This is a genomic window from Algibacter sp. (genome assembly GCF_029245835.1).
In the GTDB taxonomy this organism is placed as follows: domain Bacteria; phylum Bacteroidota; class Bacteroidia; order Flavobacteriales; family Flavobacteriaceae; genus Algibacter_B.
This window is the reverse complement of sequence record NZ_JAQWOO010000032.1, coordinates 60,227-76,586: the sequence shown is the minus strand read 5'-3', so window position 1 is coordinate 76,586 and position 16,360 is coordinate 60,227. Positions and strand designations below refer to the sequence as shown.

Genomic DNA, 16,360 nt, shown 5'->3' with positions numbered 1-16,360 from the left:
TATAATTAATTGATTTGATGAATGTTTTAAATTTTGATTACTCGTTGCGCTGAGCAACTGCAGTTTTAACTGAATTATAACTTGATTTTAAGGCTTCAAAAACCTTAGCTCTAAAGGACTGATCTAACTCTGCTTCAACGTCTTGAAGTAAAGCATTGGCATCAACCACATTGGTAGTTTCATTATATAGTCTATTACGTATAATTTCTTTTTGTGCTTCTTTTAGTAACGCATCAATATCAGCATCTGTAATTACCTTATTTTCTAGTTTCATAGACTGAACTTGAGCAACCACATCTTGTATTTTTTGTTCTTCAAAAGTCAAATTTTGCTTTGGCAATTCAGCTGCAATAGGATTTGTTTTTTTATCCGAAGAAATTTTGTCTTCTTTAGTAACAGCTATAAACGCTTCTTTACTAGCAACGCGCTTTTTATTAGTTGTAACTTTAAAGGATTCTTTCTTATTTGTTATTTGAGCCTCTTCAATAGTTTCGGGCGTTTCCTCTTGAATAGCTACCGTTATATTTTCGTTATTCTTAATAATTTCAGGCGTTTCAACAATTATTGGTGTATCGTAAACTTCTAAATCATTATTTAAAAATTGAGAAATAACAAATAAAACCCCTATAACACTGGCAGCAATACCAAACCACCAATATGGTTTATTACTCTTTTTATCTTGAGCATCTAAACGCTCTGATAAATTATTCCAAGCATCAGCAGATGGTTTTATAGTTCGTTTATCAAGCTTATTCTTTATTTTTTCTTCAAATTTAATTGGAGCCATAGCTTACTTTATTTAACTTTTTTATTTTTTCTTGAAGCATTTTACGAGCTTTAAATAATTGAGATTTTGATGTCCCTTCTGTAATATTCAGTAAATCTGCTATTTCGTGGTGTTTATAACCTTCAATGGCATACATTATAAAAACCATTTTATAACCTTCTGGCAACTCATCTATTAATTGCTGGATTTCGGCAACTTCAATATCTGTTTTTATGTTATTAAAAGACTCATTTTCAAATTCAATGAAGTCAACAGGGAATTCAATATGTTTTTGTTGTCTTAAATAAGAAATGGATGCTCTAACAATAATACGTCTTATCCAGCCTTCAAAACTACCTTCATTTTTAAAACTTTTTAAATTTGAAAACACTTTAAAAAAACCATTCAGCATCGCTTCTTCCGATTTTTGAATATCTTTAATATAACACCTACAAACACTCAACATTTTTGGCCCATACATTTCAAACAACAAATGTTGTGCTTCGCGATTATTTTTAACCGCTTTCTTTATCAAATCCGATTCGTTTCTATGTAATTGAATAACTTTCAAAAATCGTTTCATATAGTCTTCTATTTATAAAGACGCAAAATTTATGCAAATGGTTGTCTGAAGCTTCAATTTTTTATTGAAAACATAAAAATCAATACTTTAAAATCAATTAAACAACAAGAATCATAATTTTTAAGGCTAAAAATAATAAAATTTAAAAATATTTTCAGTAAAAATTACAAATCATTGATTTATTTATAACCGTTACTGTAATTTATTGAATTTTATTCAAAATATTATTACATTTATGAAAACGTTAATCTATGTCAAATAAACATTTATTTTCTTCATATGACTTGCTTCCTAAGACTTGGGATGAGATGTATAACAATAGTTCTGTGTTTAGATCTCAATACGAAGAATTTATAAAATATTTAGAAAAAACCTCTCCAGAAAAGCTTACAAAAAAAGAAGATTTATCTAAACAATTATTTATGAGCCAAGGTGTTACTTTTACTGTTTATAACGACAATGAAGGTATCGAAAAAATATTTCCTTTTGATATTGTTCCAAGAATAATTACTGGTGAAGAATGGAATAAAATTGAAACTGGTATTAAGCAACGTCTTAAAGCATTAAATCTATTTATTAAAGATATTTATAACGAACAGTTTATTATAAGAGATGGTGTTATTCCTGGTGAATTAATTTACTCTTGTCCAAGTTTTCTGCGTGAAATGAAAGGCGTAAAAGTACCTTATGATGTTTACGTACATATTTCTGGTGTAGATTTAATTCGTAATAGCGATGGAGAATTTTATGTGCTTGAAGATAATTTAAGAACTCCTTCTGGTGTAAGCTACATGCTTGAAAACAGAGAAATCTCCAAGCGGTTATTTCCTGGTATTTTACCTAAAGCGAATGTTAGATCGGTATCCAATTACCCTAATATGCTTTATAAAAAACTAAAAGAATTATCTGACAAAGCAGACCCAAATATTGTATTACTAACCCCTGGTATTTACAACTCAGCTTATTATGAGCATACCACTTTAGCTAGGTTAATGGGTATTGAATTGGTAGAAGGTAGCGACTTAGTTGTTAAAAATCATTTTGTTTACATGAAAACTACTAACGGCTTAAAACAAGTGGATGTGATTTACCGACGTGTAGATGATGATTTCTTAGACCCTCTAGAGTTTAATGCCAAAAGTGTTTTGGGTGTTGCAGGTATTATGGCTGCTTATAGAAAAGGACATGTAAATATTGTAAATGCTCCAGGCACGGGTATTGCCGATGATAAAGCGGTATATATTTATGTTCCAGACATGATAAAATATTATTTAGATGAAGAGCCTATTTTAAAAAATATTGAAACTTACCAATTAGGAAGACCAGAAGAACTTGATTATGTAACCAAAAATGTTAAGGATATGGTTATAAAAAAGACCGATGGTAGTGGTGGTTATGGCATGTTAATGGGCCACGAAGCTTCTGATGCAGAAATACAAGATTACCTTGATAACGTAAGTAAAAAACCTGAAAACTTTATAGCCCAACCTATTTTACGACTCTCTACGGCTCCTTGTTATATTGATGGTAAATTATCTCCGCGGTGTATTGATTTAAGACCATTTGCCCTTTCAGGAAGAGATGGTATAGACATTTGCCCGGGCGGACTAACACGAGTTGCTTTAAAAAAAGGATCTTTAGTTGTTAATAGCTCACAGGGTGGAGGAAGCAAAGACACTTGGGTTTTAGAATAAAATAAAAAAATTATATATGTTAAGTAGAGTAGCAAATAATCTTATTTGGTTAGACAGATATATGGAACGCGGAAACGGTATATTAAGTTTACTAAAGGTAAACTATTACGCCAATCAAGACTCTCCAGAGCTATTTTCGTGGACCCCTATTATGAAAACGTTTACAAACTATGACAATGATTTTTATACTGAAGATCCCATAGCATGTATTGATTTTATGGTGTTAAATACCAAAAATTCTAATTCAATTTTAAATATTATAACAAAAGCAAGGGAAAACGCCAGAAGTGTTCAAGAACATATTTCTAGAGAGCTTTGGCTATGTATTAACAATTATTATCTATACCTTACAAACAAAGATTTACACAAAAAATTAGAAGAAGACCCTGTTCATTTTTTAGAAGATTTAAGAAAATATCACCTCATTTATTATGGAACATCAGACATTACACAAGAGCGTGGAGCTTCCTTCTATTTTATGAATGTAGGTAAGTTTTTAGAGCGTGTTATTCTTATTTCAGATTTCACATCTCTTAAACTTATTGATATTGGAAATACATCAGATGCTTTAGAAAAGAGTTTCTATTGGAAAAATTTACTTCTATCTATTGGTGGATATCAATTATATCTAAAAAAACACAAATCTACCTTTAACGAAGAACATGTTATAAGGATGGTTTTTCAAGATAAGTTATTTCCAAGATCTGTTTATTATTGTATTAATAAGCTTAGTAGGCACATTAATGAACTTATAGAAACTAATGAGCTTGAAAAAAATAATATAGAGTTTTTATTAGGAAAGCTAGAAAGCACAATTAAATACACTACTATTGAAAACATTAATAATCAAGGCTTAAATAATTTTATTAGTGATATTAAGGAAGATATTAGAAATATCTCATTAAATATCAATGCTGTTTACTTTTCACAAAATAATTGATTTATACACTTTATGGCTACATTTTTCATTAAACATATTACAAAATACAGCTATAGTAACCCTGTAATAGACGGAGCTACTCTTATAAGACTGCATCCTATAAACGACAACTATCAAAAAGTGGTATCGCATTTAATATCTGTCACTAATAATTCTTTCATCGAAACTTTTACTGATTTTTTTGATAATCGCGTGGGTACCTTTATGGTTACAGAACCTCACAACGCGTTAAATATAGTATCAGAAATTGAAGTAAATACTAGTGATAGAATATTCCCAGATGATAGTGTTGATATAGTTTCACAATGGAATGAATTAAAACAAATAAAAAATACGACTACTTTTATTGATTTTACCAATATCAAAACATTTAAAGGTAGTCAAGATATTCATGATATTATTTTAAACAAAAAGTTAAAAACCAAATCGCCATATAAAGCGGTACTTGAACTTTGCGAATATGTACATAACAATTTTGAATATAAATCTGGTGTTACCGATGTAAATACGCCTTTAGAAAAAGCATGGGAATTAAAAGCAGGTGTATGTCAAGATTTCACTAACGTCCTTTTACGAATGATTAAAATGCTTGATATTCCAGCACGCTATGTTAGTGGATATATCTGCCCTAACGAAGATATAACTAGAGGTGAAGGCGCTACTCATGCTTGGGTAGAAGCTTATATTCCTTTTTATGGATGGCTAGGAATTGACCCTACTAATAATGCAATTGCTAACGAAAACCATGTACGACTAGCAGTGGGAAGACATTATGATGACTGTTCTCCTGTAAAAGGTGTTTTTAAAGGTCAAGTTGAAGCCGAAATGCAGGTGAAAGTTGAAGTAAAAAATTCCAAAAATACAGAGGTAAATAAAACAGAATATATTACTAAAACTTCCGCTTCTGAAACAAATAATAGCTATAAGCGTAATTTAGAATTAATGCAACAATATCAACAACAGCAGTAACTACTATATGTCTTATTTAAAATAACCGTAATAAAACGGCTTTTTATATGATTACTAAAATAAAAAAATGAAAAGGTATTATTTCTTCCTATCGATGACATAATTCACCATAAGTACTAATGAGTTTTTAAAATCTGATTCTGGATAACTTTCTAATAAATGTAAGGCTTCAGATTGAAATTGTTTCATTTTAGTTACAGCATAATCTAAACCACCACTATCTTTTACAAATGCAATAACTTCTTTAACGCGTTTCGTGTCTTTGTTATGATTTTTAACGGAATTTATAAGCCACTTTTTATCTTTCTTAGACGCTTGATTTAATACGTAAATTAAAGGCAATGTCATTTTTTGTTCTTTAATATCAATACCTGTTGGCTTACCAATTTGCGCATTGCCATAATCAAACAAATCATCTTTTATTTGGAATGCCATACCTATTAACTCTCCAAACTTACGCATAGTCTCTACATGCTGTGATTCTGGTTTTACTGAGGCTGCTCCTAAACTACAACACGCCGCAATTAAGGTTGCTGTTTTTTGGCGAATAATTTCATAGTAAATAGCTTCTGTAATATCTAATTTACGGGCTTTTTCAATTTGAAGTAACTCACCTTCACTCATTTCGCGTACAGCGATTGAAATAATTTTAAGCAAATCGAAGTCGTTATTATCAATGGACAACAATAAGCCTTTTGACAGTAAGAAATCGCCAATTAAAACTGCAATTTTATTTTTCCAAAGGGCATTTACTGAGAAAAAACCTCTTCTACGGTTACTATCATCCACAACATCATCATGAACTAAAGTTGCAGTGTGAATCAATTCTATAACTGATGCGCCTCTATATGTACGCTCACTTACCTCGCCATTAGAAACCATTTTTGAGACTAAAAACACAAACATGGGTCGCATTTGTTTGCCCTTACGATTTACAATATAATGTGTAATCCTGTTTAATAAAGCCACTTTACTAGACATAGAAAGCTGGAACTTTTGCTCGAAAAGATCCATTTCATAGGCTATGGGTTGCTTTATTTGCTCTACTACTTTCAATTAAAATATTCAATTTTCACAAATTTACTGATTAAGTTATATTTATGCTATAATCTTGAGGCAAAACAGCGATTAATAAATTTAACAGTACAACAAAAATAAATGTTATTAATCGATAAACTTACATTCAATTAACTAAAAAACACTACTTTAAAGTCTTAACCTTAAAAGAATTACTATGAAAAAAATTACTTTATTATTATCTTTTTTACTGTGCTTAGGTTTTTTCAACCAAGGCTTATCACAAGATTTTCAAAATGAAAATTATGATGCTTTAACAATAGGAAACGTAGGCACAGATCCATCAGGAGCGCTGGCTGGACAAGGCGGCATGTTTACATTTAATGGTGCTAATTCAGATTATCAAATTGTAAATGAAGGTGGAAGTCAGGCCAATATACTACAAATTACAGGTCCAGCTACTGATACTGGTTCAAGATTTTTATGGGTAAACGGATTAGATACATTTTGGGGATCACGCACATTTGGAAATGACTTCATTGAAATTGAATTTGACTTTTTTTCGGGGCCAGCTACAACTAGTAAAAATACTACTGCAATTCAAATATACAATTCAGATTATTCTATAGCAATAACTGGATTTCAATATTCACCTGAAACAAAAGCGTTAAGTGGTATTGTTTACACTGATGGAGGAGGATCAGTACCTATTGGCACTTATCTTATTAACTTAGGATTAAGTAACACAGTTATCACATTAAACGCAGACACATGGTACAGGATTGGTTTCGCATTTAATCCAGTAACTGGAGAGGTTATCTGGAAAGGTTCAGGATTTTATACTGGATTTAATAGTTCAGCTACAGGTATTAATCCTTTCGAAGTTGATTTTGCAGTTTTTACCGACACAGGAAACACTGTAGCTTCAGTTTCAAAATTTGATGCATTAAGAATTAGAGCAACTGCAACTGAAAGTTTATTAGGCGTAAATGACATAGATAATTCACTATCAGAATCTATAAAACTCTATCCAAACCCAGCTACTGACGTTATATACTTATCTGCAGCAAATCGTTTAAATCTTACAAAATTAGAAATAGTTGATATTAACGGTAGAATAGTGAAATCTATTCCAATCGAAAATATTAGTAAAAAAGAAATTAATATTTCAGAGTTGCGTAGTGGTTTATATTTAATAAATATATACTCTACAGATGGTAAGGTTACTAAAAGAATTATAAAACAGTAAATAAATTTTAACTGATAATCTTAAAAAAGAGTTGTATCGTGCAGCTCTTTTTTAACTTTTATTAGCTAATTGCCCGCAAGCAGCATCAATATCTTTACCCCTGCTCCGTCTTACAGTAACTGTAATATGGTTACTCTCTAGCACTTGCACATACATATCTATGGCACTAGATTGGGCTTGCTGAAACTCGCCATCATCTATGGGATTATACTCAATAATATTTACTTTACTGGGTGCGAATTTACAAAACTCAACAAGTGCATCTATATCTTTTCTTTTGTCGTTAATACCATCCCAAACTACATATTCGTAAGTAATTCTATTTTTGGTTTTTGCATACCAATACTCCAAAGCTTCTCTTAAATCGTTAAGCGGAAAGGTAGCATTGAAGGGCATAATTGAGGTCCTAACTTCATCAATTGCAGAATGTAATGATACTGCTAATTTAAATTTAACCTCATCATCAGCCATTTTTTTAATCATTTTTGGCACGCCTGATGTGGATACCACAATACGTTTTGGAGACATTCCTAAACCTTCTGGTGATGTGATTTTATCGATAGCCTTTATAACGTTATTGTAATTCATTAGCGGTTCGCCCATACCCATAAATACAATATTGCTTAGAGGTCTGTTATGATATAATCTACTTTCGTTATCTATAGCAACCACTTGGTCGTAAATTTCGTCTGGGTTTAGATTTCGCATGCGTTTTAAGCGTGAGGTTGCACAAAACTTACAATCTAAACTACAACCTACTTGACTTGACACACATGCTGTGGTTCTTGTTTTTGTTGGTATTAAAACAGATTCTACAATTAAATCGTCATGAAGTCGTACAGCATTTTTAATAGTCCCGTCATTACTACGTTGCATTTGGTCGACCTTAATGTGGTTGATAACAAAGTTATCTTCGAGCATTTGGCGGGTTTCTTTTGAGACATTCGTCATATCCTCAAAAGTATGTGCCGATTTTTGCCACAGCCATTCGTAAACTTGATTGCCACGAAAGGCTTTATCTCCGTTTTTTTCAAAGAACGTTCTTAATTGCTCTTTGGTTAATGCGCGTATGTCTTTTTTCTTGATTTCCATTTGAATGCAAAAATAAGGAAAGGATTTGCTAATTGTTAATTATGAGAGATAATTACTTTTTATAAATGATTAAATAAACTTCAAAAACCCTCTTCGCCTTTATGCATACCGAAATAAATTCGGCACAAGCTCTCCCCTTGAAAAAAAAGTGGAGGAATTATTCTAGTTATGTTACAAATTGTGAATTGGAGTAGTAATTCGCATTAGGGATTGAGGCATTGTTGAAGCTCTTTTTGTGTTGTTGCACCTATGCAACACAAAAAAGCGACTGCCGAAAGCCCGACCCTTGAGGAATGCCCAAATAATTTGTAAAAAAAAGCCTCTTCGAAAAGAGGCTCATTATTACTTTGGATGTATTTTGATTATATGATTAACATGGCATCGCCGTAGCTATAGAATTTGTAGCCTTCTTTGATTGCCTCATCATAAGCACGCTTTATAAAATCGTGACCTGCAAAGGCTGAAACCATCATTAATAGAGTTGATTTTGGCGTGTGGAAATTAGTTATCATAGCGTTAGGTATAGTAAACTCATAGGGCGGAAAAATGAATTTATTGGTCCAACCATCGTACTCATTTAGCTGCCCACCTGTAGATACGGCACTTTCTATGGCACGAATCGCAGTAGTCCCTACGGCACAAATACGTCGTTTTTCTTTAAGTGCTGTATTTACAATTTTTACTGCTTCGCTTCCAATGGTTAGCTCTTCGCTATCCATTTTATGCTTAGACAAATCTTCTACTTCTACGGGATTAAAAGTCCCTAAACCTACGTGTAATGTAACCTCAGCAAAATTCACTCCTTTAATTTCTAAACGCTTTAATAGGTGTTTTGAAAAGTGTAGACCTGCTGTTGGAGCTGCTACTGCACCTTCGTTTTTTGCAAAGATAGTTTGGTAGCGCGCTTCATCTTCTGGCTCTACATCTCTTTTTATATATTTAGGCAGTGGTGTTTGCCCTAATTCGTTTAATTTTATACGGAATTCTCTGTACGATCCGTCATATAAAAAGCGTAATGTACGTCCTCTTGATGTTGTATTATCGATAACCTCTGCAACCAAAGATTCGTCTTCACCAAAATAAAGTTTATTTCCAATTCTAATTTTACGTGCTGGATCAACTAAAACATCCCAAAGGCGTTGTTCTTCGTTCAATTCTCTTAATAAAAACACTTCAATTCTTGCTCCTGTTTTCTCTTTGTTTCCAAAAAGTCTTGCTGGGAATACTTTGGTGTTATTTAAAACTAAAACATCATCCTCGTTAAAGTAGTCAATAACGTCTTTAAACATTTTATGCTCAATGGTTTGCTCTTTTCTATTAAGAACCATTAAACGAGACTCATCTCTATTTTCTGCAGGGTATTCTGCTAATAATTCTTCTGGTAATTCGAAGCCGAAGTGTGATAATTTCATGTATTATTTGTTTTATTAGGCGTGTTTATTTTTCGCAAGGTTGCAAATATACAATCTGAGGATAGGGGTTGTCAAGTAAATGAGTGATTATTATTTAATAATCTGAAAACCAACAGATTTCAAGTCTTCCCAAAAGGTTGGATATGATTTTGAAACGACCATAGCATCTTCTATTACAATTGAGGTTTTTAATGCTAATGGCGCAAATGCCATAGCCATTCTGTGGTCGTTATAGGTTGCAATTGAAACCATTGCTTTGATTTTTTTGGATGCTAAGAGGTGTAATGATTTATCTGTAATTCTTACTTCGCCTCCTAATTTTTCAATTTCGGTTTTTAAAGCGACTAGTCTGTCCGTTTCTTTAATCTTAAGCGTATGTAAGCCAATTAAATCACACGGCATACCTAAAGCAAAACAGGTTAATACTATGGTTTGCGCAATGTCTGGTGCGTTTTTTAAATCTAGAGAAAGGGATTCTGAATTTGAATGTTGCTTTTTTAAAGTCAGTGAATTTTCATTAAAAATAGTTGACACTCCAAAGTGTTTATAAATCTCTACTAAGGCAGAGTCGCCTTGTAATGAGTTTTCTTTATAAGATGATAAGGTTATTTCTGTTCCAACCTCACTTAAAGCAGCAATGCTGAAATAATAGGATGCCGATGACCAATCTGATTCTACTACTAGAGTTGCTGGTTGGTGGTTATTGGTTGTTGGTTTCACCGTAATTGTATTCCCAATAAAACTGGTTTCTATTCCAATTTCATCCAATAAACTTAATGTCATATTTATATATGGAATGGAAGTAATTTCACCTTCAAGCGTTAATTCTAAACCATTTTCAAGTTTTGAAGCAATTAAAAGTAATGCTGAAATATACTGGCTACTAACATTTGCCTTTAACGATACTTTATTTTTAGTAAGCTTCTTCCCTTTTATTTTTATTGGAGGAAAGCCTTCGTTTTCTTCATAACTTATTTCTGCTCCTAGGTCTTGCAACGCTTCAACCAAAATTTTAATTGGTCGCTCTTTCATGCGTTTTGAGCCAGTAAGAATGGTTTCTCTATTTTCTTGAATTGAAAAGTATGCTGTTAAAAAACGCATAGCGGTTCCCGCATGGTGGATATCAATAATTTCTGATTTTGAATTTAATGCGTTGGTCATTAAATTACTATCATCAGAATTTGAAACGTTTTCAAGTTTAAATTCAGGATATAATGCTTGCAATAACAACAGCCTATTAGATTCGCTTTTTGAACCTGTTATTTGAATAGAAGATTGTTTAGCTATTTTAGATTTCTGAAGTGTAAAGTGCATATTCTTGTGAATTTCTATTTAAAGAAGTCGCAAACTTACTCGATAATCGAGATTAATACTAAGTAATTTAATGTTTTTTTCTGGGTTTTAACGAAACGCTATGCACATCCCATTCTAAAATTGTTATTTCAATTTTTCGTTATTATGATGCCTATCGTGGTCTCGTTTTCCTTTCTTATCCATTCTTTTATCAAAAGCTTTTTGTAAGTCTACACCTGTTTGATTTGCTAAACATAACACAACAAACATGACATCTGCTAATTCTTCACCTAAATCTTTATCCTTATCGCTTTCCTTTTCACTTTGTTCGCCGTAACGTCTGGCAATAATTCGTGCTACCTCACCTACTTCTTCTGTAAGTTGTGCCATATTAGTAAGCTCATTAAAATAACGAACGCCGTGTTCATTTATCCAATTATCTACTTCTTTTTGTGCGTTTTGAATATTCATTTATATTTTTTTAAAGTACCTAAAATTAACAAAATAACTAAGCATGGCATAAAAATATATTTTAATTCGCTTAATATAACTTGCATCCCCCAAGCGGAAAAAAAGTTTTTAATACCTAACGGTGATACTAATATTTCTCTAAATGAAAAGAAGAATCTTTCATTATTGTATGGTATAAGAAACCCAACACCTTCACCACCAGAAGTCATAGCATCTAAAATTCCGTGTGATATAGTTGACAGAAAAATAACTAAAAACCAAATTAGCTTATACTTTCTGCCTACTGTTAGCATTAAACCTAATGCCCAAAGGATAGCAAAAAGAATGGAATGTGAAAATCCACGATGACCTAAAGGGTGCTGGTAAGCTATTCCAAGTTTAAAAGCAATAACATCAAAATCAGGTAATATTGCAGAAGATATGGCTGCTAACACTAACCACTTGGTGTTCTTATTATCAATTACTTTTGTTAGAGTATAACCAATAACCCCGTGTCCAAAAACAGATGCCATTACACTTTATTTTTAGTATCAATTATAATAGTTACTGGACCATCATTAAGTAATTCCACTTTCATATCGGCTCCAAACTGTCCTGTTTGTACTTTTTTTCCTAAATCTTTTTCAAGTTGATATACAAAATTTTCATATAGCGGAATGGCAACATCTGGTTTTGCTGCTTTAATATAACTTGGGCGGTTTCCTTTTTTAGTGGAAGCATGCAGAGTAAATTGGCTTACTACAATGGCATCACCATGTGCATCTTTTAAGGCGTTATTCATAACGCCATTTTCATCTCCAAAAATTCTAAGATTCACGATTTTGTTGGAAAGCCATTTGATATCTTCATGAGTATCTTCATCAACGATTCCTAAAAAAATTAAAAGCCCACTTTCAATTGAAGCTACTTTTTCACCTTCAATGGTTACACTTGCTTTTGAAACTCTTTGAATAACTGCTTTCATAAACTAAAAAAACTCTCCTAGCCCTCTCCAAAAGATAGGGAACCGTTGCGGAGTATTGCTTAAATTTTTACAATTAACTTTTTATTTTAATAATACAAACTGTGACTGATGACTAAAAAATGCCTACTGATTATCCCAAATATCGGTACGGTAATGCTCATCTTCACCTTCTAACATTTGCAAATAACTTCTATAGCGTGAATATGCAATCTCTTCTCTATCTAAAGCTTCTTTTACAGCGCATTTAGGTTCTTGCACATGCAAACAATTATTGAATTTGCAATCTTGTTTTAATTTGAAAATTTCAGGAAAATAATCCCCTATTTCTTCTGGTTCCATATCAACAATACCAAAACCCTTTATTCCTGGCGTATCAATAATTTTTGCACCGAAGCTTAAATCGAACATTTCTGCAAAAGTAGTGGTATGTTGCCCTTGGCTATGTTGTGTTGATATTTCTTTAGTTTTAATATTTAATGAAGGCTCAATGGTATTTACAAGTGTTGATTTACCAACTCCAGAATGACCAGAAAACATACTTGTTTTACCAATCATTAGCGATTTTACTTTATCTACATTTTTTCCAGTTTTAGCAGAAACCCCAATACATTCATAGCCAATTTCTCTATAAATATGAGCTAGAAATTTAACTTCGTTTAAAGTCTCTTCGTCATAAGTATCAATCTTGTTAAATAATAAAATCGTTTTTATAGAATAGGCTTCCGCAGTTACTAAAAACCGATCAATAAAGCTAGTTAGCGTTGGCGGATTATTAATGGTAATCATTAAAAAAACCTGATCTAAATTAGCAGCAATAATATGAGTTTGCTTGGAGAGGTTTACAGACTTTCTAACAATGTAGTTTTTTCTATCATGAATAGTATTAATAACACCTGTTTCTGTATTATTATCTGTTTCTAATTCAAAATCTACAACATCACCAACAGAAATAGGGTTGGTACTTTTAATGCCTTTTAAACGGAATTTCCCTTTGATACGGCATTCGTAAGTTTGCCCTAATTCGGTTTTAACTGTGTACCAACTCCCTGTAGATTTGTAAACGTGTCCTGTCATAACAATTCTCCAAAAATAACTTAAAAAAATTATTTTAAACGTAAGAATAGGTATATTAGTTGTCAAATTATAAAAACATCAACAACATGAAAAAATTATTTATTGTATTAGCCATTTCTTTATTGACTTTCATTGATACAAACGCTCAAGTAGAGTACAAAGTAGTAACAAGTGTAGAATCTATTGTTCCTAATGGATTAGGACGCTCTAGAATTATTAGTGCCAATGATCAGAAAGATTACAAAGAGTTTACATCTACCCAAACCGAAGATGATAATGGACGTAACAAATCTAAACGTGGAGAAATAAGAGTTAAAGGTTTTGACGAAACCAAATTATTAAACTTTTATAATATTGGCGGTATCCGTTTTCAAAATATTGCAGCAAATGATGCGATAATAGAATCCAAAATAAATACCATGATTGAAGAAGGCTGGGAATTAGCTTTTGTAACGAGCGGTGTTGAAAGCGAAGGTGGAAAAGGAGACGGACAAGGTATTTTTATAACACGTTACCTTTTTAAAAGAAATAAGCAATAGTTTTTCTTATTCTGAAATAAAAAAAACCTCGCAATTGCGAGGCTTTTTTATGTCAAAAAATTAATAGCTACTATCCATTAATTACTTTCTCTTGATGATTAATCGATTCTTGATGAACCGCTTTAAACATTCTCAAGATAAACTCTTCACTTAAGCCATGTTGCTCTCCCTCTAAAACCATTTTACCTAATATCTCGTTCCAACGTTTAGATTGTAAAACAGCAACATTTTTACTTTTCTTGAGTTCGCCAATTCCATCAGCAGCTTGCATACGCTTACCTAGTAAATCGATAATCTGATTATCTACTACATCAATCTGAGCTCTTAAGGTATTCAACGTTTTTGTATATTCCTCCTCAGAATTACTTTCTTTTCTAATTTTTAAATCTTTCATAATTTGAACTAAAGTAGCAGGTGTAACCTGTTGTGCAGCATCACTCCAAGCATTATCCGGATCGTAATGTGTTTCAATCATCAAGCCATCAAAATTTAAATCTAAAGCCTCCTGAGACACTTCGTGAATCATATCTCTCTTACCAGTAATATGCGACGGATCGTTAATTAAAGGAATATCAGGATATTTATTTTGAAACTCAATTGCTAATTGCCATTCTGGAGTATTACGATACTTTGTTTTTGCATAAGTAGAAAACCCTCTATGGATAGCCCCTATATTTTTAACTCCAGAACTATAAATTCTTTCAATACCACCTAACCATAAGGCTAAATCTGGATTCACTGGATTTTTAACTAAAACAGGTTTATCTGTACCTTTTAAAGCTTCAGCAATCTCTTGCATGATAAAAGGAGACACTGTAGAACGTGCACCAATCCATAATAAATCAATATCATGCTCTAAAGCTAATTTTACGTGGGCGGCATTGGCAACTTCCGTGCACACTTTCATTCCCGTTTCTGCCTTTACTTTTTGCAACCATTTTAAGCCTAATGCTCCAACACCTTCAAAATTCCCTGGACGTGTTCTTGGTTTCCAAATCCCAGCTCTAAAATAGCTTACATCGGTATCCTTCAATTCGTGAGCAATTTTTAATACTTGCTCTTCAGTTTCTGCGCTACACGGACCTGCTATTACTAACGGATGATCTAAGTTTAAATCATCTAACCAGGTTCTCATTTTTTTTGTGTTTTCCATTTTTACTTAATATTAAGCCACTAAAGCTATTACGTTTACTATTTATTTTTTACTATTTATTTCTCTTAATTTGGGCGTTACCACAAGGGTCGGGCTTTCACTACTCGCTCCCTCCTAAAAAGTCGGGGAGCTCAAACATGCCGTTCAATCCCTAACGCAAAAACCCACCCCTAACCCCTCCAAGGAGGGGAACTCATACTCCAAACATATTCAGAGTAATTTTGCGCAAACCATTCCTCCCCTTTGGAGAGGTTAGGTGGAGCCTTCTATATTATACCATTCAAAATATCTTTTATATGGTTGGTGTTTTTCATCTCATTAAAAATCGCGTCAAAGTTATCATTTTTCATTAACTCCTTAAAATGAGTAAGATTACTAATATATTCTTCTAAGGTTTCAACAACATTAGCCTTATTCTGCTTAAAAATTGGTGTCCACATTTCGGGCGAACTCTTAGCCAAACGCACCGTAGAAGCAAATCCACTACCAGCCATATCAAAAATATCACGTTCGTTTCGCTCCTTTTCAATTACCGTTTTTCCTAGCATAAATGCACTAATGTGTGATAAATGGGAAACATAAGCAATATGCTTATCATGGTCTACAGGATTCATATAACGAATACGCATCCCAATATCTGTAAACAACTTTAATGCCTTTTCTTGAAGCTTAAATGTTGTTTTTTCAACCTCACAAATAATATTCGTTTTGCCTTTAAACAAACCTTCAATAGCCGCTGTTGGTCCAGAATGTTCTGTTCCAGCAATAGGATGCATCGCTAAAAAATTTCTTCTTTTAGGATGATTTTCAACAGCCTTACAAATAGCTTCTTTAGTCGACCCTGCATCAACCACCAAACCTGTATCAGATATTTTATCTAAAATAGTTGGCAATAATTTCACCGTTGCATCAACAGGAATGGAAACAATCACCAAATCAGCTTGTCCAAGATCATCTAAAGTCGCCTTTTTGTCAATTAAACCTAACTCCAAAGCCGTATTAAGCGTAGCATCTTTTCTACTAATACCATGAATAATAACATCCGGATTATTCTTTTTGATATCAATAGCAAGACTTCCTCCTATTAATCCAACTCCTATGGCGTATATATTTTTCATAACAAGCCCCTAGCCCCCCAAAAGGG

Annotated in this window: 17 protein-coding genes; 5 read left to right on the top strand and 12 right to left on the bottom strand. The window is 32.6% G+C overall.

Annotated elements, in window-relative coordinates; translation table 11 throughout:
- Positions 1-37: 37 nt before the first annotated feature.
- Complete coding sequence (locus P8K68_RS05160) at positions 38-787, bottom strand: hypothetical protein (RefSeq protein ID WP_300248605.1); 750 nt, start codon at positions 785-787, stop codon at positions 38-40.
- Positions 774-1,349, bottom strand: coding sequence for a sigma-70 family RNA polymerase sigma factor (locus P8K68_RS05155; RefSeq protein ID WP_300248604.1), 576 nt, complete (start codon positions 1,347-1,349; stop codon positions 774-776). The genes P8K68_RS05160 and P8K68_RS05155 overlap by 14 nt, the downstream gene beginning before the upstream one ends.
- A gap of 284 nt (positions 1,350-1,633) precedes the next feature.
- Between P8K68_RS05155 and P8K68_RS05150 the strand changes: the two genes are divergently transcribed.
- Genes P8K68_RS05150 through P8K68_RS05140 form a run of 3 tightly spaced genes read left to right on the top strand, consistent with a single transcriptional unit; the run spans position 1,634 to position 4,952 of the window.
- The gene (locus P8K68_RS05150) at positions 1,634-3,043 is read left to right on the top strand and encodes a circularly permuted type 2 ATP-grasp protein (protein WP_366143729.1); all 1,410 of its coding nucleotides are present in this window, start codon (positions 1,634-1,636) and stop codon (positions 3,041-3,043) included.
- 16 nt (positions 3,044-3,059) lie between these two features.
- Positions 3,060-3,983, top strand: a complete 924-nt coding sequence (locus P8K68_RS05145) for an alpha-E domain-containing protein (protein WP_300248602.1) — start codon at positions 3,060-3,062, stop codon at positions 3,981-3,983.
- A 12-nt stretch (positions 3,984-3,995) separates the two neighbouring features.
- Complete coding sequence (locus P8K68_RS05140; protein WP_300248600.1) at positions 3,996-4,952, top strand: transglutaminase family protein; 957 nt, start codon at positions 3,996-3,998, stop codon at positions 4,950-4,952.
- A gap of 78 nt (positions 4,953-5,030) precedes the next feature.
- Here P8K68_RS05140 and P8K68_RS05135 read toward each other — a convergent pair whose 3' ends face one another.
- Positions 5,031-6,008, bottom strand: a complete 978-nt coding sequence (locus tag P8K68_RS05135) for a polyprenyl synthetase family protein (RefSeq protein ID WP_300248599.1) — start codon at positions 6,006-6,008, stop codon at positions 5,031-5,033.
- Between the two features lie 178 nt (positions 6,009-6,186).
- Between P8K68_RS05135 and P8K68_RS05130 the strand changes: the two genes are divergently transcribed.
- The gene (locus P8K68_RS05130) at positions 6,187-7,218 is read left to right on the top strand and encodes a T9SS type A sorting domain-containing protein (RefSeq protein ID WP_300248598.1); all 1,032 of its coding nucleotides are present in this window, start codon (positions 6,187-6,189) and stop codon (positions 7,216-7,218) included.
- 51 nt (positions 7,219-7,269) lie between these two features.
- Here the strand turns inward: P8K68_RS05130 and rlmN are convergent, their stop codons facing one another.
- From rlmN to rsgA, 7 genes are all read right to left on the bottom strand, one after another.
- A complete protein-coding gene (rlmN, locus tag P8K68_RS05125; RefSeq protein WP_300248597.1) occupies positions 7,270-8,310 on the bottom strand; it encodes a 23S rRNA (adenine(2503)-C(2))-methyltransferase RlmN in 1,041 nt (346 codons plus the stop codon).
- A gap of 362 nt (positions 8,311-8,672) precedes the next feature.
- Positions 8,673-9,722, bottom strand: coding sequence for a tRNA preQ1(34) S-adenosylmethionine ribosyltransferase-isomerase QueA (queA, locus tag P8K68_RS05120; RefSeq protein ID WP_300248596.1), 1,050 nt, complete (start codon positions 9,720-9,722; stop codon positions 8,673-8,675).
- 90 nt (positions 9,723-9,812) lie between these two features.
- Positions 9,813-11,036, bottom strand: a complete 1,224-nt coding sequence (locus P8K68_RS05115) for a 3-phosphoshikimate 1-carboxyvinyltransferase (protein ID WP_300248594.1) — start codon at positions 11,034-11,036, stop codon at positions 9,813-9,815.
- A gap of 123 nt (positions 11,037-11,159) precedes the next feature.
- Positions 11,160-11,486 (bottom strand): nucleotide pyrophosphohydrolase, encoded by a 327-nt coding sequence (locus P8K68_RS05110; RefSeq protein ID WP_300248593.1) that lies wholly within the window; start codon positions 11,484-11,486, stop codon positions 11,160-11,162.
- Positions 11,483-11,998 (bottom strand): metal-dependent hydrolase, encoded by a 516-nt coding sequence (locus P8K68_RS05105; protein WP_300248592.1) that lies wholly within the window; start codon positions 11,996-11,998, stop codon positions 11,483-11,485. Before P8K68_RS05105 ends, P8K68_RS05110 begins: the two co-directional genes overlap by 4 nt.
- A complete protein-coding gene (gene dtd, locus P8K68_RS05100) occupies positions 11,998-12,450 on the bottom strand; it encodes a D-aminoacyl-tRNA deacylase (protein ID WP_300248591.1) in 453 nt (150 codons plus the stop codon). Before dtd ends, P8K68_RS05105 begins: the two co-directional genes overlap by 1 nt.
- A 123-nt stretch (positions 12,451-12,573) precedes the next feature.
- Positions 12,574-13,524 (bottom strand): ribosome small subunit-dependent GTPase A, encoded by a 951-nt coding sequence (gene rsgA / locus P8K68_RS05095; RefSeq protein ID WP_300248590.1) that lies wholly within the window; start codon positions 13,522-13,524, stop codon positions 12,574-12,576.
- An 86-nt stretch (positions 13,525-13,610) separates the two neighbouring features.
- On the opposite strand from rsgA, the gene P8K68_RS05090 reads away from it, so the two are divergent.
- Entirely contained in the window at positions 13,611-14,063 is a 453-nt protein-coding gene (locus P8K68_RS05090; protein WP_300248589.1) for a hypothetical protein, read from the top strand.
- Positions 14,064-14,133: 70 nt separating this feature from the next.
- Here P8K68_RS05090 and P8K68_RS05085 read toward each other — a convergent pair whose 3' ends face one another.
- A complete protein-coding gene (locus P8K68_RS05085) occupies positions 14,134-15,216 on the bottom strand; it encodes a bifunctional 3-deoxy-7-phosphoheptulonate synthase/chorismate mutase type II (RefSeq protein WP_300248588.1) in 1,083 nt (360 codons plus the stop codon).
- 266 nt (positions 15,217-15,482) lie between these two features.
- Complete coding sequence (locus P8K68_RS05080; protein WP_300248587.1) at positions 15,483-16,334, bottom strand: prephenate dehydrogenase; 852 nt, start codon at positions 16,332-16,334, stop codon at positions 15,483-15,485.
- Positions 16,335-16,360: the final 26 nt, after the last annotated feature.